Source organism: Gilvimarinus gilvus (genome assembly GCF_030518155.1).
GTDB lineage: Bacteria > Pseudomonadota > Gammaproteobacteria > Pseudomonadales > Cellvibrionaceae > Gilvimarinus > Gilvimarinus gilvus.
In genome coordinates this window covers 33,096-57,800 of sequence record NZ_JAULRU010000783.1, presented here as the reverse complement: position 1 = coordinate 57,800, position 24,705 = coordinate 33,096, and the positions used below count along the sequence as shown (strand labels likewise).

The following is a 24,705-nucleotide window of genomic DNA, read 5'->3' as shown; positions in this document are numbered from 1 at the left end:
TTTGGAAGCTGTGTCTTCTTAATCGTGTCCGGCTATCAGCCAAGCGCCTTGCTTTGACACCTCCAATGCAAACTTACCCTCTTTACTGTCAATAGCAGCCCCTACTTGCCCTGCGCGCAAAGTGAGCTTAATGCTGGCCTGGCCGCCAGCTGTGTCGTCTGCAAATCGGGCAAACCAGGTAAGACCGTCTAAGGTTTGGGTCACCCGCTCAATGATCGCAACATGGTCCGTGCCCTCTGGCGGCATTTGAATGTGTATTTGATCGCCCACCAGAAGGCTTTCGAGTTTTAGGCGATTCAAATGCACGGGCCACTTTGACGGGGTGTGAGCACTGGGTACAACCAACGTCCACAGGCTCGGCTCGGCCAGCGCCGCCTGCACTTCATGTACCCGATAGCGCACGCCGGGGCGGCGAGCCTGCATTTGGCGAATACGCATATGTAACGGGTCTGCCGGGGCGGCTCTCAGCGCTTCTCCCAAATAGACTGAGTTGCTCTGCTTAGCTTTGCTATCGACCTGGTGACTGGGCATTAGCCACATGCACACCAATAAAATGGTTACGCCCGCCAACGGATACGCTAACTTCATTCACTCCACTCCAAAAGTCGTTACGCTTAACCGGTATCCCAACCGGCAGCGACGCGGGCACTGTAATGGTGTTAAGAGCGAAGGGCGTCCCACTTTGACCAAATGGCACCTGCATAAAAACGTGCCAGTTTTCATCGTTCAAAGTAAAAGTGCCACTTGTTGCGATTTATGGCCCAAGGGCCCGAAACATCAAAGCTGTTAGGCGTGCTACTGATCAGAAAATATGGATTCGATAGGCCGATCAAATAAGCGCGACAGCTTAAACGCTAAGGGTAGGCTCGGATCAAACTTGCCTTTTTCTATCGCATTAACGGTTTGACGGGAGACCCCGAGAGCCTGTGCGAGCTCTGCCTGTGTCCAATTGCGCTCTGCCCGCAAGGCCTTTAGATGATTATTCATCGATACTTCACCAACCCAAAGAGTACCGCGAATATGTAGCTTCCCGTCAGTAACAGGATTATGTCCTTAACTTCAGGCTCGGTAACAAAGCCCGTGGTGATGAACAGCGAATAAGCGAACGCGCCAACAAGGGTCAAGCCCAATGCAAAACCCATAGCCTGCAGCTGAATTTTTTGCTGCAGCTCATCCATATCCCGTAAATGGCGAATGTATACCACCACGGTAGCCAGCCCCAGCAAGGTATTTAAGCAGATTGCCAGCAGTGCGGGCACACCTTCGGAACCTAACCAGCCTATTAGATGGGCTTTATCGATCAGTACGAATGACCCGGCCCAAACAAATGTGCAGGCCACAAACGCCAGCGTCGACTGTTGTAATCGGCCCGCATATGAATCCTCGGACGCCTCTGACTTGACCTTGAACATAACAAACCTCCGCCATTAGCCATGTAAAGTAGACTTTACTTTAGTGAGCGCGCACCGCCATGTCAAGTATACTTTACACATAGCGACCTACCCAATAGAATTAAAAATACCAAAGTAGCGCAGGCACGAGGGGGTATAGTATTGAATTGTCGAGCGCAGCTTCGAACCATACAAGCCATGGCTCAGCGGCTGAGGAAGGGATAACAGATAACGAGCCTACCTGATCTGGCTCGCCCGGTATCACTGTAACGGTAAAAGTATTAGTATCAACGCCATCGCGGCATTGCGAGGGCGCTTAGCAAATTGATATTCACCGATTGGCGCTCATCGCAATGCTACCCTGGGTCAATATATCGGTTATTTTTAAATGCATAGCCCTGACAGTTAGGCGCGAACAAAAGCCCGATAAAACCTTGGCTTACCCAAAAATGTTGGCAACCCTCGCACAAGAGAAATAATTTATGGCCGGAACTAGCCTACTTGCTCTGCTGGATGACATAGCGACTTTACTGGATGACATATCCATCATGACTAAAGTTGCCGCCAAGAAAACGGCGGGCGTGCTCGGTGACGATCTGGCACTCAATGCGGAACAAGTCACGGGAGTGCGCGCCGAACGTGAATTACCGGTGGTTTGGGCCGTATTTAAAGGCTCTCTCATCAACAAGGTCATTCTGGTCCCTGCTGCAATGCTCATCAGCGTATTTTTGCCCTGGCTGATTATCCCCTTGCTGATGGTAGGTGGCTGCTTTTTATGTTTTGAAGGCTTCGAGAAAGTGGCTCACAAGTGGCTGCACTCAAAAACTGAAGATGACAATGAGCATAAGGCCCGCCTCCAGGCGATTGCGCAGACCGATGTAGATATGGTGGCGTTTGAAAAGCAAAAAATCAAAGGCGCCATACGAACTGATTTTATACTTTCGGCTGAAATTATTACGATCACGCTCGGCGCGGTAGCCAGTGCGGCGCTCACCAGCCAAGTCATCGTTCTTTGTATTATTGCTTTGGGAATGAGCGTGACGGTTTATGGCTTGGTCGCCGGCATTGTAAAAATCGACGATGCCGGGCTGCACTTAAGTCAAAGCAAGCAACCATTTAGCATCAAACTCGGCCAATTATTATTGGCCTTTGCACCTAAATTAATGAAATTTTTATCCATTGCAGGAACGGCCGCTATGTTTCTGGTCGGCGGCGGCATCATAGTGCACAGTTTGCCTTTTCTGCATCACTTGTCAGAGAGCCTAGGCCACAGCGCGGCGCATTATGGCTCTGTTGCCGCATTGCTCTTGTCTTCTGGATTTAATTTTGTGTTGGGCGTTGCCGCAGGAGGACTGCTAGTATTAGCCTTTACACTGATTAAACCAGTATTGCCTCAAAAAGCATAAAGCCAGGCAAACCACAGCAGCGCAGTCAGCAACGCAAGCGATACTGCGATTGCTGTCACAGGCCTGATATTTTTTGGTCGTTGACCTAAAGCCCCGTTATCGCTGAGAGTCTCTTCGCTGCGACGCAATACATCGGCAAACTCTGCAGCCTGCTTAGGTGTAAAATGTAAAGGATCAAAACTCGTTAAACCCGCTTGCTGCAACCACTGATTCACTTTTTTGTCCATCGCCGTGTATTTCATGGACCAGCGTTGGAACTCCCGTTCAACCACTTCTATCCGATGCAACACCGTCACGTCCTTGTGGCGCGCGTCTGTTTTCAGCCGGCGCAGCAATGACTCAACCTTTTGGTTTGGCCCCTCCAGCACCTGCAAGAAAGCGCCATCTCTAAAATAGAGAGCCCCCCCTATGCCTTGTTTACTATTGTTACGCTTAGAGACCTGAAGTATACGAGCGACGGTTGGCTCCACACCACCGACCGGTGCATCGGACGGAAAATTCGCCCTACTGGCATAAATAACCTGTACAAACATGGATACCCCCTTTGAATTACAAAGGAGTACGTACACACCGGCTATTTGGATGCCCTGGCAGCTGTGCCCGTTTTTTCCGTAATCAGCTGCTCGATCAATGCTCGGTTGGCGATAAACCACAGGCTCGCCGCACCAATTACCGGCAACATCAGATAGCCAAATTGATAGCACAATGCTGCGGCTTCTTTTTGCCACTGACTGACACTTAGCTGACCTGCCACTTCCGGCGCAGACTTAAACAAAATAGTCACGTAAAACTCAGCGGCTAAACCCCAGGCATGCAGAGGAAATAATGCTGCAACAGCGAGTATCACCCGAGCATTGGAAAATAATCTATCGCTAACGGCGAAACACAGGGCCAGAAGTACCGGTATGTTCCATGAATAGATCAGCGGGTTAAGTGTGATTATGACATTACCCTTGCGCTGCGAACCTTCAACGCTCGTCACAAAACGCGTTACATAATCAATCTTTCTTCCGACAGACTCCAAAGACAAAACTGCCCCGGAGTCAAAGACATTGATCAACCCCTGGCTCATTAGGCCCGGTACAATATTGAAAAAGCCGGCTAAGAAATACCACAAGACAAAAAATATCGGCAACCACAGCACAACGCGTAGAAAGTAACCAGCGGGGGAAAAGTTCGGCTCAACCTGCGGCAAGGCTCGCACCTCCGGCCGGTGGTTTTGAGTCGCCATCAGGTTTACGTGTTTTTGGAATATATCGAATCCAAAGCATCCAAACCAATAATGTGTCGAGCATGATTAGCGCTTGCCAAATATACAAATGCGCCCATTCGAACGAGGGTTTATGCCAAATACCCAGATAAAACAAGGAAACTATGCGAACAAGATTAAGGGCTTGCACCGAAACCAAACCAAAAACCAAGCCCACTAGCCGATAGCGCCAGGGCGCAGGAAAAGCGACTATGGCAGCCACCAGCAAAATCATCGCCTCAATACCGTTGCAACCTGCTGCGATTTGCACAGCAAAGCCGGTAAGCCTGTCTACCATCACAATACCCTGCACCGCCAGCTCTCGTCCAAATAATTGAATAAAAAACGCCGATGCCTGTGCCAGGCCAGATGTTAAAGGCTCAACGACATATTTTTGCCCCGGCGGTGTTAACTCTAAGACAAATAAAGCCACCATAACCAGAAAAAATTTTAGAAAAAAACGAAACACATTAGTACCTGACGCTGAAAGATTTATGATAATGATTAGCAGGCTGCTAGATAGTGCTAGCAACTTCGAAATTTGCAAAGTGTATGAGCTCTGTCTCTTCTACCTCGACGGTAACCACTTCGGCGTGTTCTGGCCCCTGCCAAAGCCATCCCTCCAACTGCTTAATCTGCTCCGACGTTGCTGTAGCGAGAACCTCTACCCGCCCATCCGTCAAATTTCTAACCCACCCCGTCACGCCAAGGTTAAAGGCTTGGCGCTGGGTACTTACACGGTATGAAACCCCCTGGACCCGGCCTTGCACAAAAAAGTGCCTGGTTATTAGCGGCATTGAAACCTCTTGTTCATCTAAAGCGACTACTATAAACGGTTATTGGAAGCTTTGTGTCTCACTATGTTTAACGCGTTCAAACCCTGGCGTTGGCACGCCCGACTTAAAAGGCACTATACCGCTCGTGCGGCCACAGTGTCACCCGCCTCGCAAATAACCGTCGCCACAGGATCAAGCATACATACGATCTCAGAGCGATATTTGTCCTTCTCAGTCGATATCTCGGTACTGGCGGGCGGCTATTGGTGGGAGGGCAGCGATCAATCCCGGCGGGGCTTGGGCTCTTTGAAGGTTCCACCTATCAACTTGCGCGGGCGTAAACTGGATGACCTGGTACAGGCACTCGGCCCCTCATACTTGCGTGTCGGCGGCTCCGAAGCGGACAAAATCCATTATTTTTCAGCTCCTAAAACGGAGCCAGATTCACTGGTACTCACCCGTAAACAGTGGGATCGACTGCATCTCTTTCTTGAACGCAATCAACTGCGCCTAATATTCACCCTAAAATATGGCCTGTTCAAACGTAGCCACCAGGGAAACTGGGGGGGTAAAGAAATTGAAGCGCTACTAAAATACAGCGTCGATAATGACTATAACATCGACGTTCTCGAACTCGGTAACGAACTCAATGCCTACTGGGCGTTCCATGGTTTACGAGCACAACCGCGCGCCGCCGACCTAGCGTTAGACTACAATACTTTTGCCACGGAAGTACGCCGTTACTACCCCAATGTTTTGATTTCAGGGCCAGGCAGCGCTTTTTGGCCTCGACTTGGGGAGACTATTAGGCCCTTTTCCAACATTACCCGACGCTTTCTAAAGGAGCTGCCGTGTTCTATCGATATCGTCAATTGGCACTACTACCCTTTTCAAAGTCACCGTTCGCCGATTCGTACCCGGGCGGCCAGTGTTCGGACCTTACTTAACCCAAAATCGTTTGCAGACTTTACCCGTTACAGTCGCACCCTCAACCTTTGGCGAGATCAGTTTCAGCCCAATGCAGCCATTTGGACCGGCGAAACAGGCTCGGCACAATGTGGCGGCCAGCCAAAATTATCCGATCGGTTTATTTCGTCGTTTTGGTGGGCAGATCAACTGGGTCAGGGGGCAATGCTGGGGCAACAGGTTATGGTGCGGCAAAGTCTCATCGGTGGTGACTATGGCTTAATCGACAGACTTACGCTCAAGCCCCGACCGGACTATTGGTTAAGTTGGTTGTGGGTGCGACTGATGGGCACACGTGTTTACAGCTGTCATCACTCGGACAAGCACTTGCGCGTGTATTGTCATGAGCACCCGAATGGTGAACTTTTGACACTTATGATTGTTAACCTAAAGCCTCAGGGCATGAAGGTGAAGACCTGCTTTGCCGAACCGCCGAAAGAAATGTATACACTAACCGCGAAAAAGCTGACAAGTCGTAAAGTCTTTATCAACGGGGTGCGGCCCAAACTCAACAATGAACTTAATGCACACAACTATCCGAACACTGCCGAGGCCAACAAGGTACCGGGCTACAGCATCAGTTTTTGGTGTTTTGCAACAACCTGCTAGTCTTCAATCATCTTCAGAAGTGACCGCGCACACTTGATTGCGACCGGAACTTTTTGCCTGGTAAAGGGCCTTATCCGCCAGTTGGCTGAGACACTTTTGACTGGTTTGTGCCGTGACCCGCTGGCTGGTAAGGCCTATCGACAAGGTCACCGAAATATCGTGCTCTGCTGCCCGGATTGGCTTGGCATCTATTGACTCCACAATTCGCTCTGCCATATTGCGAGCACTAGCTTCACTACAATTCGTCGCCAAAACCACAAATTCATCGCCACCAAAGCGGGAAACAATATCTTCCGGGCGCACAGCAGCCCTAATTCTGGCTACTATTTCTTTGAGCACCTGATCACCAACAATATGGCCATATTTGTCATTGACCTCCTTGAAACGATCAATATCAACTAACATCAGAGTCAGAGGTTGGCGACTGTGCTTGGCATAATTTATTTCTCGCCCAAATAAAACGTCTAGCCCCATTCTGTTCCAGGTTTTAGTCATTGGGTCTTGCATCGCATCGCGACGCGATTCGCCCAGCTCAGCAATCAGCTGCTTTTGCACATCCCCCATCGCAGTCACTTTAATTTCCGCCTCTACCCAGTGCGAGATCGATTCCAGCATATCAGTCTGGTCAGCGGTTAAGGCGCGCGGTTGGGTATCTATCAAGCACAGTGTTCCGATTGGATAACCGTCGTGGCGAATCGGGCAGCCAGCATAAAATCGGATATTCGGCTCACCTATTACCAGGGGGTTGTCGGCAAAATCCTCATGCTGACAAGCATTGGGCACAATTAGGATTTCATCGTTATACACCGCGTGGGCGCAGAATGAGACTTCGCGTGAGGTGCGGTCGGCAACCAGACCTTGGTTCGATTTAAACCACTGACAACTTTCGCCTACCAGTGACACCAGAACAATAGGCACGTCAAACACCTTTTTGGCCAATCTGGTTATGCGGTCAAAGCGCTCTTCGCTAGGGGTAAACAAGATATCGAGGCTGTACAGCTCCTTTAGGCGCTCTGCTTCATCTGAGCGTTCAGAAGGTTTCTTCATGCTTAACCACCTTAGACAGTTCACGTCAGTATAGGTGAGAATACCATTCACTGTTGGAACTAATAGTTGTTGGCACTGTTCGCTTACCACCGTGTACGCCACTTTGGTAGGATGTTGAATCAAACAACGAACTGAGTGTCCAATGCGGCCCCCGGCACAGCAATAACAGCGTCTGAGCTAACATTTTGGTCGCCTGTCTGTGTCGCCAATAGTCACGTTGCAGTCCAGCTACAAAGCGAGGATTTCTAACCATGAAAGCTCTATTAATCAGCTCACTGGCAATAATAAGTGCCGCCTGCTCAAATCACGTTGACGACCATTATTGGTGCAGCTATGAAACCGACCCCGAAGTGCACAAACAATGTTTAGAAGTGGGTAAAGATCTGGACGAACACACAGCCAAGTCTGCCGGGGGACAAGTCGAGTGAGCTCACCCGTCATGTGGTAGGGGTATGTGCTCTGCATCCCCCGGAACATGACCAAACTTTCCCGCACTCCAGGCTTGCTTAGCTTGTTCGATCAACGCTTTATCACTGGCGACAAAATTCCACCATAAGTGGCGCTCGCCATCCATAGGCTCACCCCCCACCGCGACAATAATTGCACCCTTTTCGCTGCTGACAGTTACATCGACTGCGGGCGCCAACACCAGCATTTGCCCTTCGCTGTAGGTCTTATTGGCCAGAGTTATCACGCCTTTAACAACGTAAACAGCTCGCTCTGTATAATCAATATCAATCTGCACTTGGCTACCGGCATCGAGCCGAATATCCACATAAAAAAGCGGTGAAACTGTCTCCAGCTTTGAGCTCATCCCAAAACATTCACCGGCAATCACTTTAATATAAACGCCAGACTCTTCACGCTCTGGCAAGCTCGAAGCGCTGAGGTGTACAAAATTTGGAGCCACTTGCTCCTGGGCTTTGGGCAAAGCCACCCAAACCTGCAAACCCATCAGCGGTTGTGGTTTGTCGATATCCTCTTCCGGCGAGCGCTCGGAATGAACAATGCCACTGCCCGCCGTCATCCAATTGACCGCCCCGGGTTTAATATCCTGACGGTAGCCGAGACTGTCGCGATGGCGAATAACACCATCGTATAAATAAGTGAGAGTTGCCAGTCCAATGTGAGGGTGCGGCCTTACCGTCAGTCCGGTACCCGGCTCGTACAGCGTCGGCCCCATATGATCAAAAAAAACAAACGGCCCAACACTGCGCACATCCGCTGAAGGCAGTACACGCCGAATCAACAAGCTACCTATATCGCGCTGTTTGGATACGATGACGGCCTGGACGGGGTCGAGATTATCACTGGGCTTTTGGCACTCTGGTGCCGGGCATGGCTGCATACTCATGGCTGCTCTCCTTTTGATTATTATGTAGAGCGATTTTGATCTGGCCGCGCTGGTGCACGGCCAGATGGCATTTACAGCTGATCAAAATGATCGGTTAACAGACAATCGAAACGGCGGGCATCATAGGCTTTTAACGGCTCGATATCAGCCTGTTGAATAATACCCTTGGCGACAGCATCATCGAGTCGCTCATCAATATTGGCTCCCGTCAGCTCACCTTTTGCTTGCGCCCGACTAAAGGACTGCCAAACGTCGCCCAGAGCGAGCAGCATTTGATAGGTGGTCTCTACCCGGCCCACGGCGTCTTCCGGATCGCGACTTACGTAAACATACTCAGACAGACGCTGGCGCACGACATTATCGTCCATGATCAGGTTACCCAACTCACGAACAGAGTTATCACTCGGGGCAGAGTAATGTGCACCCAGCGGGAAGGTAGCGGCTTTAATCGCCCAGGCGATAAAGCGCGACGGGAAATTCTGGTAAAAATCCAGCAGTGCCTGCTGCGCTTTGTGCAGCGCAAGCGTCAGGGCATACTCGGCGTGTGCATCTTCTTCTTGAGTGCGAGGATGCACGCTGTGATATTTCAACAGACTACAGGCGATAAACAACTGACTGTGAACATCACCCAAACGGGCCGACAACAACTCACGACGCTTTAAGTCGCCGCCAAGCACGCCTAAGGCGACATCCGCAGCCACCGCCAGCGCCGCACTCAAGTGATTAATGCGCTGATACCAAACTTTGGAAAAATCATCGGCATTGACGGGTACGGAGCTTAACTTGGCGCGAGTAAAGCTAAACAGCTTAAGCCGGGCAATATTGCCAAATACATGGCCTAAATGCTTCATAAAGAGGCCGTCAAATTCCACCAAAGCGGCCTCTTTATCGCTCGCCTGTAAAGTTTGCACCTCGTCAAACAGGTACGGGTGACAACGCATTGCGCCCTGCCCAAAAATCATCAGAGACCGCGTTAAGATATTGGCCCCTTCAACGGTAATGGCAACCGGCAGCGCTCGGTAGGCAAACACACAGAAGTTGCGCGGCCCCATTTGAATAGCGCGACCACTGACCACATCCATCGCGTGACCAACGGAGGTGCGCATCATTTCGGTGGCATGGTATTTGGCCATCGCCGTCATCACCGCCGGTGCGCCAAAATCCAGCCCGCGCGTAACCAGCTGGCGAAAAGCCTCTAGCGTGTAGCCATTGGCCGCAATCTCTGCGGTGGCTTCCTGCACACCTTCGAACTTGCCGATTTCCATATTGAACTGACGACGTATACGCGAGTAGGCGCCAACCGTTAAATAGCTCATTTCACCACTGGCCGTGGAGAGCGCGGGGAGTGATACACCGCGGCCTGCGCCCAGGCATTCGATCAACATGCGCCAGCCTTTACCGGCCATGGCCGCACCGCCAATAATCCAATCAACGGGAATAAAGACATCCGTACCCTTCACCGGACCATTCATAAACGGTGAGCCCGGGTTGTGGCGACGACCAATTTCCACGCCGGGGTGTGTCGCAGGCAGCAAGGCACAGGTAATACCGTAATCGATCTTATCACTATCGCCCAGTAACCCGTCCGGGTCACGCAACTTGAACGCTAAACCGACAACAGTTGCCACTGGCGCCAGGGTTATCCAGCGTTTGGAAAAACTTAGCCGAATACCGAGCACGTCTTTGCCTTCATGCTCGCCTTTACAGACGACACCAGTATCGGGAATAGAGCCAGCATCGGAACCGGCCTCTGGGCCTGTGAGGCCAAAACAGGGAATTTCGGTACCGTCTGCCAGACCCGGCAGCCAGTGCTGCTTTTGCTCCTCGGTGCCATACTTCATCAATAGCTCGCCGGGGCCGAGAGAGTTGGGCACCATGGCCGTTACCGCAGCGGTTACCGAGCGGCTAGCGATTTTGCTCATTATGCGACTTTGCGCGTAGGGACCAAAATCCTTGCCACCAAAAGCTTCGGGAATAATGAGCCCAAAAAAACCTTTGTCTTTCAGGAACTGCCAGGCTTCGGGTGAAAGATCCTGATCCTGAAATATTTGCCACTCATCAATCAGGCCGCAGAAGGTTTCCACTTCGTTATCGAGAAAACTTTGCTCTTTTTCACTCAGTTGTGGCAGCTCAATATTGACGAATTTTTTCCAGTCGGGCTTCCCGCTGAAGAGATCCTTCTCCCACCATGTGGTTCCCGCCTCCATGGCTTCACGCTCAGTGACACTCATGGGGGGCATAGCTTTTTGCAGGAACTGATAAGCCGGCTCAGTAATCAACTTACGACGCACGGGAGTGAGGTTCAGCAGCACCAATAAGGCAGCAACTGGTATCAAAATAAGCCACATAGCCCCGGAAAGATAGGTTAAGCCAAACAAGCCAACGATAAGGGCGACACTGCTGACTATCAGGCCGGGCTGATAGTAGAGCACTACTGTCAACAACGCGACAAAAAGTACCAATGACAACAAGAACATAGGTCAATCTCCAGCTACTCAATCCATTATAATAAACCCAATGTATCACCATCTGAGCCTATTGATAACAATAGTCGAGAATGCGGCATTTGGCACTCGCGCAAGCTTTCGGAGTCGCAACCTACGCCGAGCTGTCTACAGGTATATCTCGCCCTTAGAGAACACCTGGCACTTACCCGCTATCTTCACGCGCTCCCGCTCGCAAACGCACTCGATATAGCCCCCGCGTACCGAGAGCTGCCGAGCCTTGAAAGATGTTTTATCTAGCCGGCTGCGCCAGTAAGGCGCCAGCGTGGTATACGCTGATCCCGTCACTGGGTCTTCGTCAATTCCCATGTTGGGAGCGAAAAAGCGTGCCACAAAATCCTCCTGGTCGCCTGCTGCTGTGACCAGAAGGCCGATATCATTGAGCTCACTTAATCGCTTTAAATCCGGTTGAAGTGACCTAACGGCGGCTCTACTGCTGAGCTCTACCACCAGTAACTTGGCTGTGGCTGTAGCAACAATATCAGATTCATCGCACCCCAAGGCCCGGGCCACTCGCTGACAATTGATTGTCACGGCTGTCGCCGGTCGGGCCGGGAAATTCAGCTGCCACAGGTCTTGCTCTTGCGATACCGAGATCAAACCTGAAGCTGTGATGAACTCTTGGTAGCCTTGCATAAATCCCGCGTCGGTCAATGCCACGGCTGTCGCTAAGGTGGCGTGCCCACACAAATCCACCTCAACGGTCGGTGTAAACCAACGCAAGCGCATGGGGCTCTCAGCCAAAGTCACAAACGCAGTCTCGGCAAGGTTATTCTGACTGGCAATGGCCTGCATCTGCGCTTCTTGCATGCCAGGTTGGCACAGCACCACCGCTGCAGGATTACCGCTAAACGCTCCCTCGGTAAAAGCGTTGACGACATACATGGGTAACTTCATAAACTCTCCGCCGTACCAATATGACAGTCCCTATTAAAGCAAAACGCGACAGCGTCTGGCCGCTACAGATGCAACACACTTTTTAGGTACACGTCATAGGGGCGTTTTTACCGCAAATATGCACGCTGTAAAGAAATGTTGGCCGCAACGAACAGTGCCATCCGCGGTGCTAATATGAATAGAATACCTTCAATTATCACGACAATAATGCGAGTTATGCGATGAAATTTGCCTTATTTACACCGCTACTTTTAGCGGGCTTGATATCAGCCACATGTACGCAAGCCGGCACCGCTATCGAGGAGCACGGGGCACTGGCAGTGAGCGGCAATCGTATTGTCGATAAACACCAACAACCCGTCTCTTTTGCCGGCCCTAGTTTATTCTGGAGCAACACTGGGTGGAGCGCAGACCGGTACTACAACCCAGATGTCATTAACTACATTCAAGAGCAGTGGAATGCCCCCATTATTCGCACCGCGATTGGCGTAGACGGTAACGGCAGTGTCATTTCTCACCGCGAAGAAAACTACCGCAAAGCTGAAACCGTTGTTGACGCAGCCATTAAACAAGGGATGTACATTATTCTTGACTGGCATGCACATCACGCCGAAAAACATAGGGCAGAAGCCATTGCCTTCTTCGAGCACTTCGCCAAAAATTACGGCGAACACCCCAATATAATTTATGAAATCTACAACGAGCCTCTAGCCAACACCGACTGGAACGATGTTATCAAGCCCTACAGTGAAAGCTTGGTGAAAAGCATTCGCACGATTGACCCAGACAACTTAATCATTGTCGGCACCCAATCTTGGTCGCAAGACGTCGACAAAGCCGCGGACAACCCTATCACCGGCTACAACAATATAGCGTATACGCTACACTTCTACGCCGGCACCCATAAAGCGTCGCTGCGAGAAAAAGCGCAATACGCTCTAAACAAGGGCGTGGCACTGATGGTAACCGAATGGGGCACCGTCAATGCCAACGGCGACGGCGGCGTGAACCGCGATAGCACCGAGCAATGGCTGCAATTTATGCGCGAAAACCAACTCAGCCATGCTAACTGGGCATTAAATGATAAAGCAGAGGGTGCATCAATGTTAAAACCGGGCACTCCACCCGATGGCAACTGGAGCGATGACGACTTAACCGAGTCGGGCCTGTATGTAAAATCTATTATCAAAAATTGGCATGATATTGATTATAGTGGGGATGAAGATTAGGTCGGATGTCGGATGTCGGATGTCGGATGTCGGATGTCGGATGTCGGATGTCGGATGTCGGATGTCGGATGTCGGATGTCGGATTATTTAAAAAGGGGCGGGATCAAATTATCAAGCCTTTTTTAAATTCCGTATTCCGTTTCCCGTCATCCCGTCATCAGACATCCGTCGTCAGACGTCAGCCTTTTATTAGTCCCCCGTTTCTAACGCCTCTACCGCAAGCACTAAGAACATATAGTTTGTGGCGCCACCACCCATAACATATTCCGATTGCTGCCAGAAAAATGGCCACTCTTTCAGCTCTGGCAAATCTGGACGAATCAACGCGGTGCCAGAAATCACACCGCCCGGAATGTAGGACCAATCAGCGCGGTTAACGCCGTATGCAACCAATGCAGAATCGGAGCCTACTCCGGAGGCAAAGGATTCGGTATTTTGTCCGGGGTGGACACCCAATACGAAATTTAATGCGTTCGCATAAATATCTGCACTGGCAATTTCGGGCCAGGCTTTGTGGACAAAATACTGCTTTACACCAAACTCCTGAATACCCCAGCCCGCGCCCCAAATATGTGGCCTATACGGAACGCCATAAGGAGTTTCTGCCGCTTGCGCTTGTACATTTTTTTGCTGCTCAACCACAGCCGCCTCAATGGCTTTACTGAAGGCTACGTTATTAAGTTGGGGCACGGCTCGACCAATAGCCCAGGCGGTATCATCAATTTTATCGACAATGTCACCTTGCATAGCCAGAAGCTTGTCTTTATAACTTTGTTTATCGGTAGTGAGAATAAGCTCTGCTAAGGCAAAGGCTTTCACACCTATACGATCGGCCGAGACGAACGCTTTGGCAAATAAAGCTTCGGCCGCATCAATGGACTCCTGCGCAAGCTCAGGATTGTAGCTGCGCATTACCCTTGAGGCCGCAGCTAAACCCGCTACGACGTCAAGCTCACGATTTGGATTCTCCTCGGTAAAAACCCAGCGATCGTCGGCAACACCGGAGCGGCCATCCTTTACCTCGCCTTCGGCTAGAGACGCATCGTAAATAAGATTGTCCGTTTGTGCACCCGCATCACCCAACATAACGTATTGACGAACGGTGGGCACAATAATACCGCGATACAGTCTTCCCAGATTGCGGTACCCGCCAAGTACGGTTAACAACCCATGCTCGATTTGCTGCAAAGCATCATTTTTGCCATCGGCCTGATGAATCTCTACCAACTGCTTTGCCTGATCAATCATGGTGGTGTCGTAATCGAGATCAAACTCTTCGACCATCATGGCCAATAGCCAGGTGGTACCAATTTGCGACTCAACCCGTAAATCGTAATCGCCAGCGTCGTGCCAGCCGCCTTTGTTTAATCCGGGAACCGGCTGACCCGGCTGGTAGTCAGTCAGCGTAGATGCACCTGAAATATAGCCATCAATGTGATTGTAATTAACCGGAGACATCAACGCGTCATCGTGATGGCACTTGTCGTGCCACACACGATATTTTTCATTCACTCGCATATGGCACATTTGCACAGGCAAGTAATATTCAAGTGTGGGCTGCCAGGCGTGGCGGGAATACACATCTGGGCCGATTTTAAAGGGGCTTGATGTCACGCCTCGGTAGGCCACCTGATACATGCCCGGCTCTGTAACATCACTAAAATCAAACTGTAGATAGTGATACCGCAAAAAGCTGCCCCAAGGTTTAGGCGTCGCCTGTCGTACTTCTTTAGCGCCGGCAGATGTCATTCTTAATAGCGTCGCAGGACTGGCTTTGGTATCTCGACTGTCCTGCTCAATCACCGCTATTTTTTGTTGTTTAACGCCGTAACCCAACTGCGATATTTGTACAACAGGTTGATACTGCCAGCCCGCGACGGTATGCGGCGTCACGACCCACTCAATCGCATTCTTCGAGGCGCCCTGTGGCACGGTCGAACGCACGATATACCAACCATTGTTGTGATTGGTACGTCCATCCCACAACTCAAGCTCACCACCCTTACGAACTTCTATAAGCATACGCTGCATGTCACGTTCTGGCGCAACGACGAGTTTTCTTCCACGCGCCAAAGGCTCACCTAACCATTCACCGTGATGATTATGAATAGGTCCATTGGGCTGGGTGGTAAAATGTCCGGCTTGCTCATCCATAAGATACGAAGCGCCAAACAGCTCGCCTGGAAAAAGCTCAAAATTAAAACCGACTTTTCCGATCCATTGCTCCGGTAACGGCTTATCTAGATCCACACTAACTTTAAAGCTGTCACCGGTCAGTGCCTCCACATGAACCTGATAGGTAAACTCCAAATCGGGGTATTCAATAGGATTGAAACCTTTACGATTTTTACTTTCATCGGGGTAAGCTAGAGTTTGACTGATGCGTTGATTTTTAACATCCACCCGGGCATCACCCACGCCTTTAGGCACTGGTGACCACTGCCCCGGTGAGATCTCTAACCGCAGATCACCGTTGGCTGCCCTACGCACACCGTGCTGAATGACTGTTACACCGGTTTGGTGACCATCTGGGTAGATATCCGCAAACGAGGTCACATTGAGACCAGGTTTAGCAAAATAACCTTGCTCATTCAGCTCGAGGTCTTCGGCTAATGCTACGAGTGATAATGCCCAGATCAACCCACCTGTTAGCAGTGTTTTCATGGTCGTCTCCTTCTAATTGTTATTCTTTAATTATCAATGGCTATTGTTATGCAGTTGCCGGGTGAATGCAGTAAAGAGACCGAGATTGACGGTTAAATTTTGTAACGTTTCGTTACTGATAAACAACGTCACCATAGTCTTTTGCCAATTGGGCCAACAATTTGTTTTGAACCGCTGTGGGAACTCTCTGGTGGTCCATCGCGTGAATTAGATTTTCTACAATGGCATTGAATTCGGTATCGGTATAATTATGACCGGCATGTACTACCTGCATGGAATCACCCGTATAGATACAACCGCCATTACTAACGCTGCAAATATAGTGGACCAAGCCTGTACGGAACTTCTCAATATCCACACCTTTGAACCTATCAACGACTCGTTCATCGCGAGATATATTAACTATCAATTGATAGACAATATCATCAACACCCTCCTCACCACCGAGGCGTTCATACAAGCTGAGCGATGGCGCTTTGGCCGTACACGCGGTTATAAAAAACACAATCACTAGAATGACTACACGCATTAAAAACTCCCCTGCACGGACAGATACCAGCCATCCTGATTCGGCAAAGTCGCCACCTCGCCTAAATCGACATAAGCGGCAACCAAAGCCAATTTTTTATTCGGAAACCACGCGGCAAAAAGTGTTTGCCAATCATCTTCTCCGGCGAAAGAAAGATTATCGGGCTTTTGTTTGAACTCGGCGCCAAACAGCAAATGTTTGTTATAAAAAATACCTGCTGAAGCCTCTGCATACCAGCGCCGACTATCATTTTTGTCGCCACCAAAGCCGACGAGACCAATTTGATTCGCGCGGGTATAGCGGGCCACACCATTGACTAGCAGGTTATAGCCCATGGCGCCCCCCAAAAACACCTTAGATGCGGCTAAGTAAGCCTCGCTGTCGCTATCGCGTTTTGCACCCGCCGCTCCGGGTATGGTGAAATCATGGTTATGCTTATACATCACCCCTGCACTGAGCTGAGGCCACTTGCTGTAAAGTATATCCCCAAGCAGACGCACCTTAACACCTGCCACACTTTGCCGAATATCCTGTAACGGTACGCCAAGCGCTGCCGACAAAGTAGGGTGCTCCAGGCGCTGATCAGCCAGAGAAAACTCAACTCTATTGCGCCAACTCCAACTTCCCCCGACCGCCGACATCGTGTAGTCCGGCACATGAACATAACTTGCAAAGGCAACCCCACCAGACTCTTCCCGAGCGCCATAGCCGGATAAGGCGGCCATAGGCACTATGCCGCCGCCAGCACTTCCATCAATAGTCGTGGCTGCGCCAGTAGCGATAATTCTGCTCCGGTTCTCCGCCGCACTGACGAAGCCAGCCCCGAGTAGACAAATCATAACAAGCAGGTATTTTTTCACGATTCAGACCTTTGCAAATATTGCTCGAGCCAGTGATGAAAATCCCGCGCCGGCACTGGCTTGCTGTAAAAATAGCCCTGTAAGGTGTCGCAACCATTGGCGATTAACCAGTCGCGCGTCAGCTCTGTCTCTACCCCCTCTGCTGTCACCTTCAATCCCAGAGTGTGTCCCAGCTCGATAGTTGACTTAACAATTTGACGATCTTCTTCATTACTATCGAGATCCATAACAAACGATTTATCAATTTTTAACTCACCTACGGGCAACTGTTTCATCTGCGATAACGAGGAATAGCCGGTTCCATAATCATCGATTGACAACATCAAGCCAAGGTTGTGCAAACGATTTAGGTTAGCCAAACTACGCTCTGTTTCCTGCATAATCGCACTTTCGGTAATCTCTAAACACAGGGCTTCAGGCGGTAGTTCCAACTCCTGCAGTATTTTGCGTATAAAATCTGGCAAGTCATCTTCTAACAAATCAAGTGCAGATAGATTAACCGACATGCGTAGCTGGTGCCCTTGCGACCATAGTTGCTTAGCTTGCATAGACGCTGCGCGTATTACCCAGCGCGTCAACAAACTAATCTGTCCGGCGCTTTCTATTACCGCGATGAACTCTTCAGGGTTAACAAAGCCAAACGTAGGATGCATCCACCGAATCAAGGCTTCAGCACCAATTTTGGAGCCATCACTAGCACCTACTTTGGGCTGATAATGTAAACAGATTTCTTCATTGATTAGGGCCTCTTTAAAATCTGCAAAAAGCTGTAAACGACGCAAGTGGTCTTCATCCCAGCCGGCTTCGTATTGGACAATAAAAAGATGCGATTGCCTGGCCTTGTTCAAAGCAAGGTTAGCCCGGCGCAATAATAGCTCTGGACTACCTCCCTGATCCGGGTAAACGGTAAATCCAATATTGAGCTCCACCTTGATGTCGGTGGAAGCAAGCTCCAGGCTATGTTCGAACTGTGCCTCAATCTGTTCAGCAAAAGCTGTGGCGTGCTGCATACTAGCCACAGGATTGATCAATAGAAACTCATCACTACCCAGACGAATTGCCGTACCTTGAACACTGACCAGTGCCTGCAGCTTCGCCCCCACTTCACGCAGCACTTCATCACCCATTTCCGGGCTCAGCGTATCGTTGATTTGGGTAAACTTATAAATATCTACAATCATGACCACCAGCATTTTGTGATCTTCTTGACACAACTCCAGCGCCTTGCTCAAACATGGGAACACTTGCGAGCGATTGGCCAATGTCGTCAAGCTATCGTGTTCCGCCTGGTACCGGATTTCCTGTTCGCGCTCTGATATTGCGGTTTGCATACTATTAAAGGCATTGGCGAGTTCAGAAAATTCGTCGCGTCCTGATACCTGCACAGGAGAATCGTACTGGCCGCCAGCAATTTTACGCGCTACTTTTGCCAGCAACTGAACCGGCTTAGTGACGCTGCGCGCAAACACCAAAGCAATAAGCGTAGCTCCGATGAAAAACGACAAAGCCAGACTGAGCAGCTGAGTATCAAGCACAGCAAATGGTTTTAAGGCTGTCGCCAATGGCACTTGTAATACCGCCGTCACTTGGTCAGGGACCTTAGCGACACTAACACTACTGCTCAGCATATCCCCAGAGCGCCATACGTCAGTATTCAGCCAGTGCTCGCGCTCTTCGGCCTGAAGTAACCGTTGCTTTTCGTCTGTCAGCAATGTGCCGCTCAAATACTGAACTTCATTATTAGGCGTAGCTATAAATGAAACTTCCAGCCCAGTCATTGTTTTCAAATGAGCACTGAGCGCCTGATCAATTTCGAAACCTATCCCCGCTGTACCTATTTGCAGCGGTGCCCGAATGGGCGATAGAACAAACTGGTAGAGAGTGTTATTAATAATGATGGGGAAATAACGCACGCTGCCTGCACTGGCCGCCTCATCGATTTTTTCAAGGACAGCGAGCTGGTCTTCACTGATCTTTACGCTGCTCGCAACCAACCCTTTGTCGTTGTCTAGAACCAGGGCGATATCGGCCTGAACGCGGGCCGAGTGATTAATAAGAGCCGAGCGTATTGTTGCGCGGTCGGCGGTAGCGACGGCTTCTTTAAAGCCGAAATCATCCGTTAAAACGCTAACCGATTGCGATAGCTGTTGCGCGCGAGTTTGCATCAGCTGGCTAAACAGCTGGCTACCTTGCTCTAGCTTGCGATAGGCGTCTTGTAATACAGCGTCACGAATCACTATACGCGTCGCGACGTAGGAGCTGGCCTGCAGCAGCACCACCAATCCGAGTAATACCAACAGCAGTTTGGCCCGATAACTATTAATCATTATTGAAACAATGCTTCCAATTCACTTGTTGGTTGAGCGTTTTTTGGATCTGGAGCTAGATCATCCAGGGTTACAACTACTTTGCTTTGCTCTGGCATACGAACCAATGACTCATACACCTTGCCGCTGCGGTAATGTTGTACAGACAATGTGTATTCCCCGTCCGGCGCGCTAATATTAGCCACACCCGAAACGGAACTTAATGCGTAGTAAGGCGAGTCCACGACAAAAATGTAACCCAACATTGAATCGTGAATGTTACAGCCAAGCACAACCTTACCGGCCTGTTCAAACGTAACCGGCTTTGCTGTTGTACCGTGATACAAACGCAACTCAAATTTTTTGGCTGGAGAGAAGGAATAAACGTGATGCCGAATATCATCGCTATTGGGGAAAGTCACCTCTGTACCTTGCTGGACGACCAAAACTTCCGGAACAAATTGTCGGTCTTTCTGATCCATAATAGCGGTTCTATTGGCACTGACAGCTTGCACAGACTGCGCAGACAAAGATATAACAGCGTTCGCCACTGGCTGGCCATTTTTATCTTCAACATAAACAGCCATTGCCATGCCCACTAAAGGTAAATGCAAAAAAACCGCCAGTGTCACGCACTGCCAAACAGCTTTGCTTCTAGTATTGAACATAGCCTTGAACCCATTGTCTGTGTTTGTTATTCAGCGTCGGCGACCTTACACTGATTCCGCCCTGCCGCTTTGGCATCATACAAGGCCCGATCAGCCCTCTCAAACACCGACTCTAACGCTTCTTTGCCGGTAAACTGCGCAATACCAATTGATACGGTTAGCTCGACTGGCTGTTCGCGATAGTTAAAATCTGTACGCGCAATGGCGCCCCTGATTTTATCGAGGAATTCAAGAGCCTGAGCCGATGTAGTCTCGGGCATAAGTATCACAAACTCTTCGCCACCATAGCGGCCAATAAAGTCCACTTCACGCAAGCGCTTGGCAATAGCGCTGCTGAGAACTCTCAACACCCGGTCTCCGGCCTGATGCCCCAAGCTATCATTAATTCTTTTAAAATAATCTAAATCACAGATGGCAAGCGTGAGCGGATTGGAGTAGCGAAGATAGCGCTGCACTTCAAGCTCAGAGCGCTCTACAAACGCCTGACGATTAGGCAGGCCTGTAAGCGCATCGGTTAAAGCTTTGGCGCGCTGCTCTTCCAGCACTATCCGATTTTTCTCTGCCTCCGTCTCCATAGACTTCAACCGCTCCGCTAAGGCCGTTAGCTGCTCGGTGACAGGAGTGTCAGACGCTGAGCGTTGCCGGAACGAATCCAGAGCCGCACGAATATTACCGATTCGATTCTGTACTTCAGATTTGAGCTGACTTAGATCGGTTGCCTCAGATGTTTTGCTGCTTAGATGTTCAAATTCGGCCATCATGTCAGCCTGCATACTGGCCGATGCATTTTGTATGTTTGTGCTGGTGTCTGCTGCGATGCCCAGCGCTCCATAAATATCGGCAAGCTCACCATTAACGTCCTTCAAGTACACGGCAAAGGCTCGGGTCGCCTCTACATAGGCCGCCATAATCAGGTCGCGAACCTCCTCCAGCACAGGCAACAAATCTGCATTGGTAATGCCGGACTTCAAACGCTGCTGCAGAATTTGCACCCTCTCCGGAGCAACATTTTGTGCTTTTACACTCAGCAGCAACTCGGTAATAATCGAGCGCATGTTGTCTGATACGGTTGCGCTATCGCGCAAGCTGGCATTGGGATTAAGTTCAAACAGCGCCCTATCCACTTGGCCCGGATCGAGCCCGCGCTCCCCGGCCGGCATCGGCTCTGTGTCTTTAGCAGCTGTAGGCGCTTCGGTCTTGCCCAGCAAACGAGACAGCAAACCACCCGACGGCTCTTTCTCCGCAGTGCCATCTTCGTTTTCATCGGCAACTAGTACTTGCGCCTGCAACTTCGCCAGTTGCTGAAGTAACTCAGGGTAACCGTGCAGTAGATCCCGCTGCCGCGTGACCGCCTGAGCCAAGTCACGCAGCTTGCGTTTGAGTGGGCGCTCAGGCTCTTTCGCCAACAGCGGTACAATCAATGATTGCATGCTGCCTTTAAGGCTTGTCGTGGTCACCTCGCGCTGTTTATCGAATTGAATCAAAGCGTCATCAAGCAATGACATGGCGCTTTGCAACTGGCTAACCTCGTCATGGCTACGCAGAACAGAACGCAATTCTTCCAGCGCCCGGTCCAGCCCAGGTTGCTGTCCGTCAGCGGCGATACTAATGCGCAGTAAAGCTCGCTGTAAGATGCCAACGTCGTCCTTATAGCGGCGCTCTAGTGCCTCTTGCTGATCAAGTGCATCTAAGTATTTGTCGCGCCATTTATTCCCGCTATCTCCGCTCACAGGGCTTTTGCTCCACCTGAGTTCCTAGATCCTGAAACAGTCTGACTCATTATAGACTCTGGTGCCACAACCCATAGATTCTGCAGCCCCAATAAACAAAAAACCCCGCGGACTGCCTCTGCCCGCAGGGTTTTTCAATTCGCACGACATGATGCTAGCAGTTATTCGGCACGCAGCTGCTCAATCAGGTAGCTCGCGACTTCAAGCATTTCTTTGTGCCCACCAGCTCCGGTTGAGCTAATCCGGTACTGGCCTCCCACAACAAGCTCCGGCGTTGAGCTGATACCCGCAGCACGTGCTTTGGCATCGCCCTGGCGCAACTGACTGTCCACCCCAAAAGATTCAAACGTTTTAACGAATTTATCAGTATCGGCACCATATTGAGCATAAAATGCCGCGAAATCTTCAGCAGAGCCAAAGCGGGTACGCTTGAGGTGGATGGCGTTAAACAGGTCCATATGTGAATCTTCCAGCACTTTCATCGCATTGGCGGTGTAGTAAGCGCGAGCATAAGGCTCCATGGCTGCGGCCCAAACCATAGGGGTGCGCACCAAATACACATCGTCGGCTTGAGCTTCATACCAATCGTGCAGCACAGGATCAAAGCGGAAACAGTGACCACATGTGTAGGCAAACATCTCGCGCACTTCAATTTTGTCTGGGTTGTCAGTTCGAATAGGCTGCTCTATGGCAAAATAGTGTGTGCCTTCCTGATACTTTGCCGCCTCATCCGCACAGGCCACCAGGCTGAATAATATTCCAAAAAACGCTATCAATACTCGCATATACTGCTCCCCTTTGGGTTCACTTCAATTCATGGCACTGCGACTTTAGAGCACTTGCAGCCCGATAAAGTTCCGATTTTTCAGTTACATAGCGCCGCCGCCGGAAGACGGCCACAAAAAAGGCGACCGAAGTCGCCTTTTTACCTCAGCACGGATCAGTTTAGGCCGGCTATATAATTGGCTACCGCCTTAATTTCGGCGTCGCTCATATTCTTTGCCACCAGACGCATGATCATTTGTTCGCCATCGTTGATGCGCTCACCGCCACGGAAGGCTTTCAGCTGCTTCTCGACATATTCAGCGTATTGACCACCTAAACGCGGGTAACCAGCAGGGGCATTACCCAGGCCCGTTGGCGAGTGACAACCACTACAGGCGGCTACTCCCGTCTCCATATTGCCGCCCCGGTACAGGCTTTCGCCCAAGCTCAGCGCGTCAACGTCCTGACCGCTGTTTACTTTCACCGTAAACTCTTTTGAGCCCGACAACTGCATGCTCTGCGCAGCATAGTGGGCGGCGATATCCTGGAGGTCCTGATCGTCTAATGAGCTCAACATGCCAGTCATTTCTACCACAGCTCGGCCTGTTTTGGCCTTGTCATCGCCTGAAGCTTGATCCCAAGCCTGGATATCCTGCAATTGTTTGTATAGGTAAGCTTCGCCCAACCCGGCTATTTTCGGGAAAGTCGGTGCCGGGCTGTTGCCATCGGGACCGTGGCAAGCCGCGCAAACGGCGACCTTGTCAGCACCAGCAGCGGCATCACCAGCGGCGCTGGCCATTTGCGACAGAGCCGGTGCTCCGAGTGCGATAAGCAGAGGTAAAACAAGTTTTTTCATTGGCTAACCTGTGACATCGTCAATTATAGTGTTGGCTGTACTGCCTCGACGTAAGGGCCAGGCATACTTTCCCGCCTACAGTTAATACTGGTGCGGGCCGGTTGCAGCGGGCATTATATACTAATTGACCAATCACAAAAGGCCCGCAGTCTGTTAGGCTTGCGCCCTCAGCCAACCACAGCGCTAAAACTCCATGACCGAGATCCTAAATTTCCAGTGTGCCAGCTTTACCCAAAGCGCCCCTAGTATCCGTGAATGCCCGCCAGAGCAGGGCCTTGAAGTCGCTTTTGCCGGCCGCTCTAACGCCGGGAAATCGAGCGCCATCAACACACTGACCAACAATAAAAAGCTTGCCCGCACCAGTAAAACCCCAGGGCGAACTCAGTTAATTAACTTTTTCGACCTCTCGGACACGACCCGGCTGGTAGACCTACCCGGGTATGGCTTCGCAAAAGTGTCGCGACAGCTAAAAGAGCAGTGGCAAGAAAATTTGTCAGAGTATTTGCACGAACGCAAGTGTTTGGCAGGCTTAGTGGTGGTAATGGACATCCGCCACCCCATGCAAGAATACGACACCCTAGTCATAAACTGGGCGATCGAAGTGGCAATGCCCGTTCACGTACTCCTCACCAAGGCCGATAAGCTCAAAAAGGGCCCGGCGCAAGCCACCCTGCTTCAGGTGCGCAAGTCGTTCAAAGAGGCGGGGGTAAACGACCTGGTGACGGTCCAAACCTTTTCTTCGCTCAAGAACGCCGGGCTCGATCAACTGAAACAAACGCTGTCGGGCTGGCTCACGGGCAAACCCCAAAGCGCAGAGTGAGGCCGGCTCGCCCCTCCAATCGCAGCCAAAAAAAAGGCCGATAACGTGAGTTACCGGCCACAATACTGACACCCTTGGG

Annotated in this window: 24 protein-coding genes; 5 read left to right on the top strand and 19 right to left on the bottom strand. The window is 50.6% G+C overall.

Going from position 1 to position 24,705, the window contains the following annotated elements:
- Window positions 1-18 precede the first annotated feature (18 nt).
- From QWI17_RS19850 to QWI17_RS19840, 3 genes are all read right to left on the bottom strand, one after another.
- Entirely contained in the window at window positions 19-588 is a 570-nt protein-coding gene (locus QWI17_RS19850) for a protease inhibitor BamI-like protein (protein WP_302724268.1), read from the bottom strand.
- Between the two features lie 207 nt (window positions 589-795).
- Window positions 796-987, bottom strand: coding sequence for a helix-turn-helix transcriptional regulator (locus QWI17_RS19845; RefSeq protein ID WP_302724267.1), 192 nt, complete (start codon window positions 985-987; stop codon window positions 796-798).
- Window positions 984-1,412, bottom strand: a complete 429-nt coding sequence (locus tag QWI17_RS19840; RefSeq protein ID WP_302724266.1) for a hypothetical protein — start codon at window positions 1,410-1,412, stop codon at window positions 984-986. Before QWI17_RS19840 ends, QWI17_RS19845 begins: the two co-directional genes overlap by 4 nt.
- 461 nt (window positions 1,413-1,873) lie before the next feature.
- On the opposite strand from QWI17_RS19840, the gene QWI17_RS19835 reads away from it, so the two are divergent.
- The gene (locus tag QWI17_RS19835; protein WP_302724265.1) at window positions 1,874-2,797 is read left to right on the top strand and encodes a DUF808 domain-containing protein; all 924 of its coding nucleotides are present in this window, start codon (window positions 1,874-1,876) and stop codon (window positions 2,795-2,797) included.
- On the opposite strand, the gene QWI17_RS19830 is transcribed toward QWI17_RS19835, so the two are convergent.
- Genes QWI17_RS19830 through QWI17_RS19815 form a run of 4 tightly spaced genes read right to left on the bottom strand, consistent with a single transcriptional unit; the run spans window position 2,785 to window position 4,843 of the window.
- Complete coding sequence (locus tag QWI17_RS19830) at window positions 2,785-3,330, bottom strand: BLUF domain-containing protein (protein WP_302724264.1); 546 nt, start codon at window positions 3,328-3,330, stop codon at window positions 2,785-2,787. The two genes, QWI17_RS19835 and QWI17_RS19830, sit on opposite strands and share 13 nt — an antisense overlap.
- 41 nt (window positions 3,331-3,371) lie before the next feature.
- Entirely contained in the window at window positions 3,372-4,028 is a 657-nt protein-coding gene (locus QWI17_RS19825; protein ID WP_302724263.1) for an exosortase H-associated membrane protein, read from the bottom strand.
- Window positions 3,979-4,578 carry an exosortase H gene (gene xrtH, locus QWI17_RS19820; RefSeq protein ID WP_302724262.1) on the bottom strand — a complete coding sequence of 200 codons (600 nt, stop codon included), beginning with the start codon at window positions 4,576-4,578 and terminating at the stop codon, window positions 3,979-3,981. The genes QWI17_RS19825 and xrtH overlap by 50 nt, the downstream gene beginning before the upstream one ends.
- A complete protein-coding gene (locus QWI17_RS19815) occupies window positions 4,562-4,843 on the bottom strand; it encodes an acylphosphatase (protein WP_302724261.1) in 282 nt (93 codons plus the stop codon). The genes xrtH and QWI17_RS19815 overlap by 17 nt, the downstream gene beginning before the upstream one ends.
- Window positions 4,844-5,044: 201 nt before the next feature.
- Between QWI17_RS19815 and QWI17_RS19810 the strand changes: the two genes are divergently transcribed.
- Window positions 5,045-6,397, top strand: a complete 1,353-nt coding sequence (locus tag QWI17_RS19810; protein WP_302724260.1) for a glycosyl hydrolase family 79 N-terminal domain-containing protein — start codon at window positions 5,045-5,047, stop codon at window positions 6,395-6,397.
- Window positions 6,398-6,400: 3 nt separating this feature from the next.
- On the opposite strand, the gene QWI17_RS19805 is transcribed toward QWI17_RS19810, so the two are convergent.
- The gene (locus QWI17_RS19805; RefSeq protein WP_302724259.1) at window positions 6,401-7,444 is read right to left on the bottom strand and encodes a sensor domain-containing diguanylate cyclase; all 1,044 of its coding nucleotides are present in this window, start codon (window positions 7,442-7,444) and stop codon (window positions 6,401-6,403) included.
- Between the two features lie 251 nt (window positions 7,445-7,695).
- Here QWI17_RS19805 and QWI17_RS19800 point away from each other — a divergent pair, with 251 nt between their 5' ends.
- Complete coding sequence (locus tag QWI17_RS19800) at window positions 7,696-7,872, top strand: hypothetical protein (RefSeq protein WP_302724258.1); 177 nt, start codon at window positions 7,696-7,698, stop codon at window positions 7,870-7,872.
- Between the two features lie 2 nt (window positions 7,873-7,874).
- On the opposite strand, the gene QWI17_RS19795 is transcribed toward QWI17_RS19800, so the two are convergent.
- The 3 genes from QWI17_RS19795 to QWI17_RS19785 all read right to left on the bottom strand — a co-directional run bounded on the left by QWI17_RS19795 (window position 7,875) and on the right by QWI17_RS19785 (window position 12,199).
- Window positions 7,875-8,798, bottom strand: coding sequence for a pirin family protein (locus QWI17_RS19795; RefSeq protein ID WP_302724257.1), 924 nt, complete (start codon window positions 8,796-8,798; stop codon window positions 7,875-7,877).
- Between the two features lie 71 nt (window positions 8,799-8,869).
- A complete protein-coding gene (locus QWI17_RS19790) occupies window positions 8,870-11,275 on the bottom strand; it encodes an acyl-CoA dehydrogenase (RefSeq protein WP_302724256.1) in 2,406 nt (801 codons plus the stop codon).
- A gap of 135 nt (window positions 11,276-11,410) precedes the next feature.
- On the bottom strand, window positions 11,411-12,199 hold the full coding sequence (locus tag QWI17_RS19785; protein ID WP_302724255.1) for a PhzF family phenazine biosynthesis protein: 789 nt from the start codon (window positions 12,197-12,199) through the stop codon (window positions 11,411-11,413).
- 221 nt (window positions 12,200-12,420) lie between these two features.
- Here QWI17_RS19785 and QWI17_RS19780 point away from each other — a divergent pair, with 221 nt between their 5' ends.
- A complete protein-coding gene (locus QWI17_RS19780) occupies window positions 12,421-13,428 on the top strand; it encodes a glycoside hydrolase family 5 protein (protein ID WP_302724254.1) in 1,008 nt (335 codons plus the stop codon).
- Between the two features lie 189 nt (window positions 13,429-13,617).
- Here the strand turns inward: QWI17_RS19780 and QWI17_RS19775 are convergent, their stop codons facing one another.
- From QWI17_RS19775 to QWI17_RS19740, 8 genes are all read right to left on the bottom strand, one after another.
- The gene (locus QWI17_RS19775; protein WP_302724253.1) at window positions 13,618-16,092 is read right to left on the bottom strand and encodes a glycoside hydrolase family 9 protein; all 2,475 of its coding nucleotides are present in this window, start codon (window positions 16,090-16,092) and stop codon (window positions 13,618-13,620) included.
- 112 nt (window positions 16,093-16,204) lie between these two features.
- Window positions 16,205-16,621 carry a group I truncated hemoglobin gene (locus QWI17_RS19770; RefSeq protein WP_302724252.1) on the bottom strand — a complete coding sequence of 139 codons (417 nt, stop codon included), beginning with the start codon at window positions 16,619-16,621 and terminating at the stop codon, window positions 16,205-16,207.
- On the bottom strand, window positions 16,621-17,481 hold the full coding sequence (locus tag QWI17_RS19765) for a DUF3034 family protein (RefSeq protein WP_302724251.1): 861 nt from the start codon (window positions 17,479-17,481) through the stop codon (window positions 16,621-16,623). The genes QWI17_RS19770 and QWI17_RS19765 overlap by 1 nt, the downstream gene beginning before the upstream one ends.
- Window positions 17,478-19,808 (bottom strand): putative bifunctional diguanylate cyclase/phosphodiesterase, encoded by a 2,331-nt coding sequence (locus tag QWI17_RS19760; RefSeq protein ID WP_302724250.1) that lies wholly within the window; start codon window positions 19,806-19,808, stop codon window positions 17,478-17,480. Before QWI17_RS19760 ends, QWI17_RS19765 begins: the two co-directional genes overlap by 4 nt.
- Window positions 19,808-20,455 (bottom strand): methylamine utilization protein, encoded by a 648-nt coding sequence (locus QWI17_RS19755; protein WP_302724249.1) that lies wholly within the window; start codon window positions 20,453-20,455, stop codon window positions 19,808-19,810. Before QWI17_RS19755 ends, QWI17_RS19760 begins: the two co-directional genes overlap by 1 nt.
- A 26-nt stretch (window positions 20,456-20,481) precedes the next feature.
- Window positions 20,482-22,185, bottom strand: a complete 1,704-nt coding sequence (locus QWI17_RS19750) for a GGDEF domain-containing protein (protein WP_302724248.1) — start codon at window positions 22,183-22,185, stop codon at window positions 20,482-20,484.
- 161 nt (window positions 22,186-22,346) lie between these two features.
- Window positions 22,347-22,970: a thiol:disulfide interchange protein DsbA/DsbL gene (locus QWI17_RS19745; RefSeq protein WP_302724247.1), complete on the bottom strand. Its 624-nt coding sequence runs from the start codon at window positions 22,968-22,970 to the stop codon at window positions 22,347-22,349.
- Window positions 22,971-23,125: 155 nt separating this feature from the next.
- Complete coding sequence (locus tag QWI17_RS19740) at window positions 23,126-23,806, bottom strand: c-type cytochrome (protein WP_302724246.1); 681 nt, start codon at window positions 23,804-23,806, stop codon at window positions 23,126-23,128.
- A gap of 193 nt (window positions 23,807-23,999) precedes the next feature.
- Between QWI17_RS19740 and yihA the strand changes: the two genes are divergently transcribed.
- Window positions 24,000-24,626, top strand: a complete 627-nt coding sequence (gene yihA, locus QWI17_RS19735; RefSeq protein WP_302724245.1) for a ribosome biogenesis GTP-binding protein YihA/YsxC — start codon at window positions 24,000-24,002, stop codon at window positions 24,624-24,626.
- The last annotated feature ends 79 nt before the right edge of the window (window positions 24,627-24,705 follow it).

Coding starts and splice junctions, on each gene's coding strand:
- QWI17_RS19850 (WP_302724268.1), bottom strand. CDS start 588: ATGAAGTTAGCGTATCCGTTGGCGGGCGTAACCATTTTATTGGTGTGC.
- QWI17_RS19845 (WP_302724267.1), bottom strand. CDS start 987: ATGAATAATCATCTAAAGGCCTTGCGGGCAGAGCGCAATTGGACACAG.
- QWI17_RS19840 (WP_302724266.1), bottom strand. CDS start 1,412: ATGTTCAAGGTCAAGTCAGAGGCGTCCGAGGATTCATATGCGGGCCGA.
- QWI17_RS19835 (WP_302724265.1), top strand. CDS start 1,874: ATGGCCGGAACTAGCCTACTTGCTCTGCTGGATGACATAGCGACTTTA.
- QWI17_RS19830 (WP_302724264.1), bottom strand. CDS start 3,330: ATGTTTGTACAGGTTATTTATGCCAGTAGGGCGAATTTTCCGTCCGAT.
- QWI17_RS19825 (WP_302724263.1), bottom strand. CDS start 4,028: ATGGCGACTCAAAACCACCGGCCGGAGGTGCGAGCCTTGCCGCAGGTT.
- QWI17_RS19815 (WP_302724261.1), bottom strand. CDS start 4,843: ATGCCGCTAATAACCAGGCACTTTTTTGTGCAAGGCCGGGTCCAGGGG.
- QWI17_RS19805 (WP_302724259.1), bottom strand. CDS start 7,444: ATGAAGAAACCTTCTGAACGCTCAGATGAAGCAGAGCGCCTAAAGGAG.
- QWI17_RS19800 (WP_302724258.1), top strand. CDS start 7,696: ATGAAAGCTCTATTAATCAGCTCACTGGCAATAATAAGTGCCGCCTGC.
- QWI17_RS19795 (WP_302724257.1), bottom strand. CDS start 8,798: ATGAGTATGCAGCCATGCCCGGCACCAGAGTGCCAAAAGCCCAGTGAT.
- QWI17_RS19790 (WP_302724256.1), bottom strand. CDS start 11,275: ATGTTCTTGTTGTCATTGGTACTTTTTGTCGCGTTGTTGACAGTAGTG.
- QWI17_RS19785 (WP_302724255.1), bottom strand. CDS start 12,199: ATGAAGTTACCCATGTATGTCGTCAACGCTTTTACCGAGGGAGCGTTT.
- QWI17_RS19780 (WP_302724254.1), top strand. CDS start 12,421: ATGAAATTTGCCTTATTTACACCGCTACTTTTAGCGGGCTTGATATCA.
- QWI17_RS19775 (WP_302724253.1), bottom strand. CDS start 16,092: ATGAAAACACTGCTAACAGGTGGGTTGATCTGGGCATTATCACTCGTA.
- QWI17_RS19770 (WP_302724252.1), bottom strand. CDS start 16,621: ATGCGTGTAGTCATTCTAGTGATTGTGTTTTTTATAACCGCGTGTACG.
- QWI17_RS19760 (WP_302724250.1), bottom strand. CDS start 19,808: ATGATTAATAGTTATCGGGCCAAACTGCTGTTGGTATTACTCGGATTG.
- QWI17_RS19755 (WP_302724249.1), bottom strand. CDS start 20,455: ATGTTCAATACTAGAAGCAAAGCTGTTTGGCAGTGCGTGACACTGGCG.
- QWI17_RS19745 (WP_302724247.1), bottom strand. CDS start 22,970: ATGCGAGTATTGATAGCGTTTTTTGGAATATTATTCAGCCTGGTGGCC.
- QWI17_RS19740 (WP_302724246.1), bottom strand. CDS start 23,806: ATGAAAAAACTTGTTTTACCTCTGCTTATCGCACTCGGAGCACCGGCT.
- yihA (WP_302724245.1), top strand. CDS start 24,000: ATGACCGAGATCCTAAATTTCCAGTGTGCCAGCTTTACCCAAAGCGCC.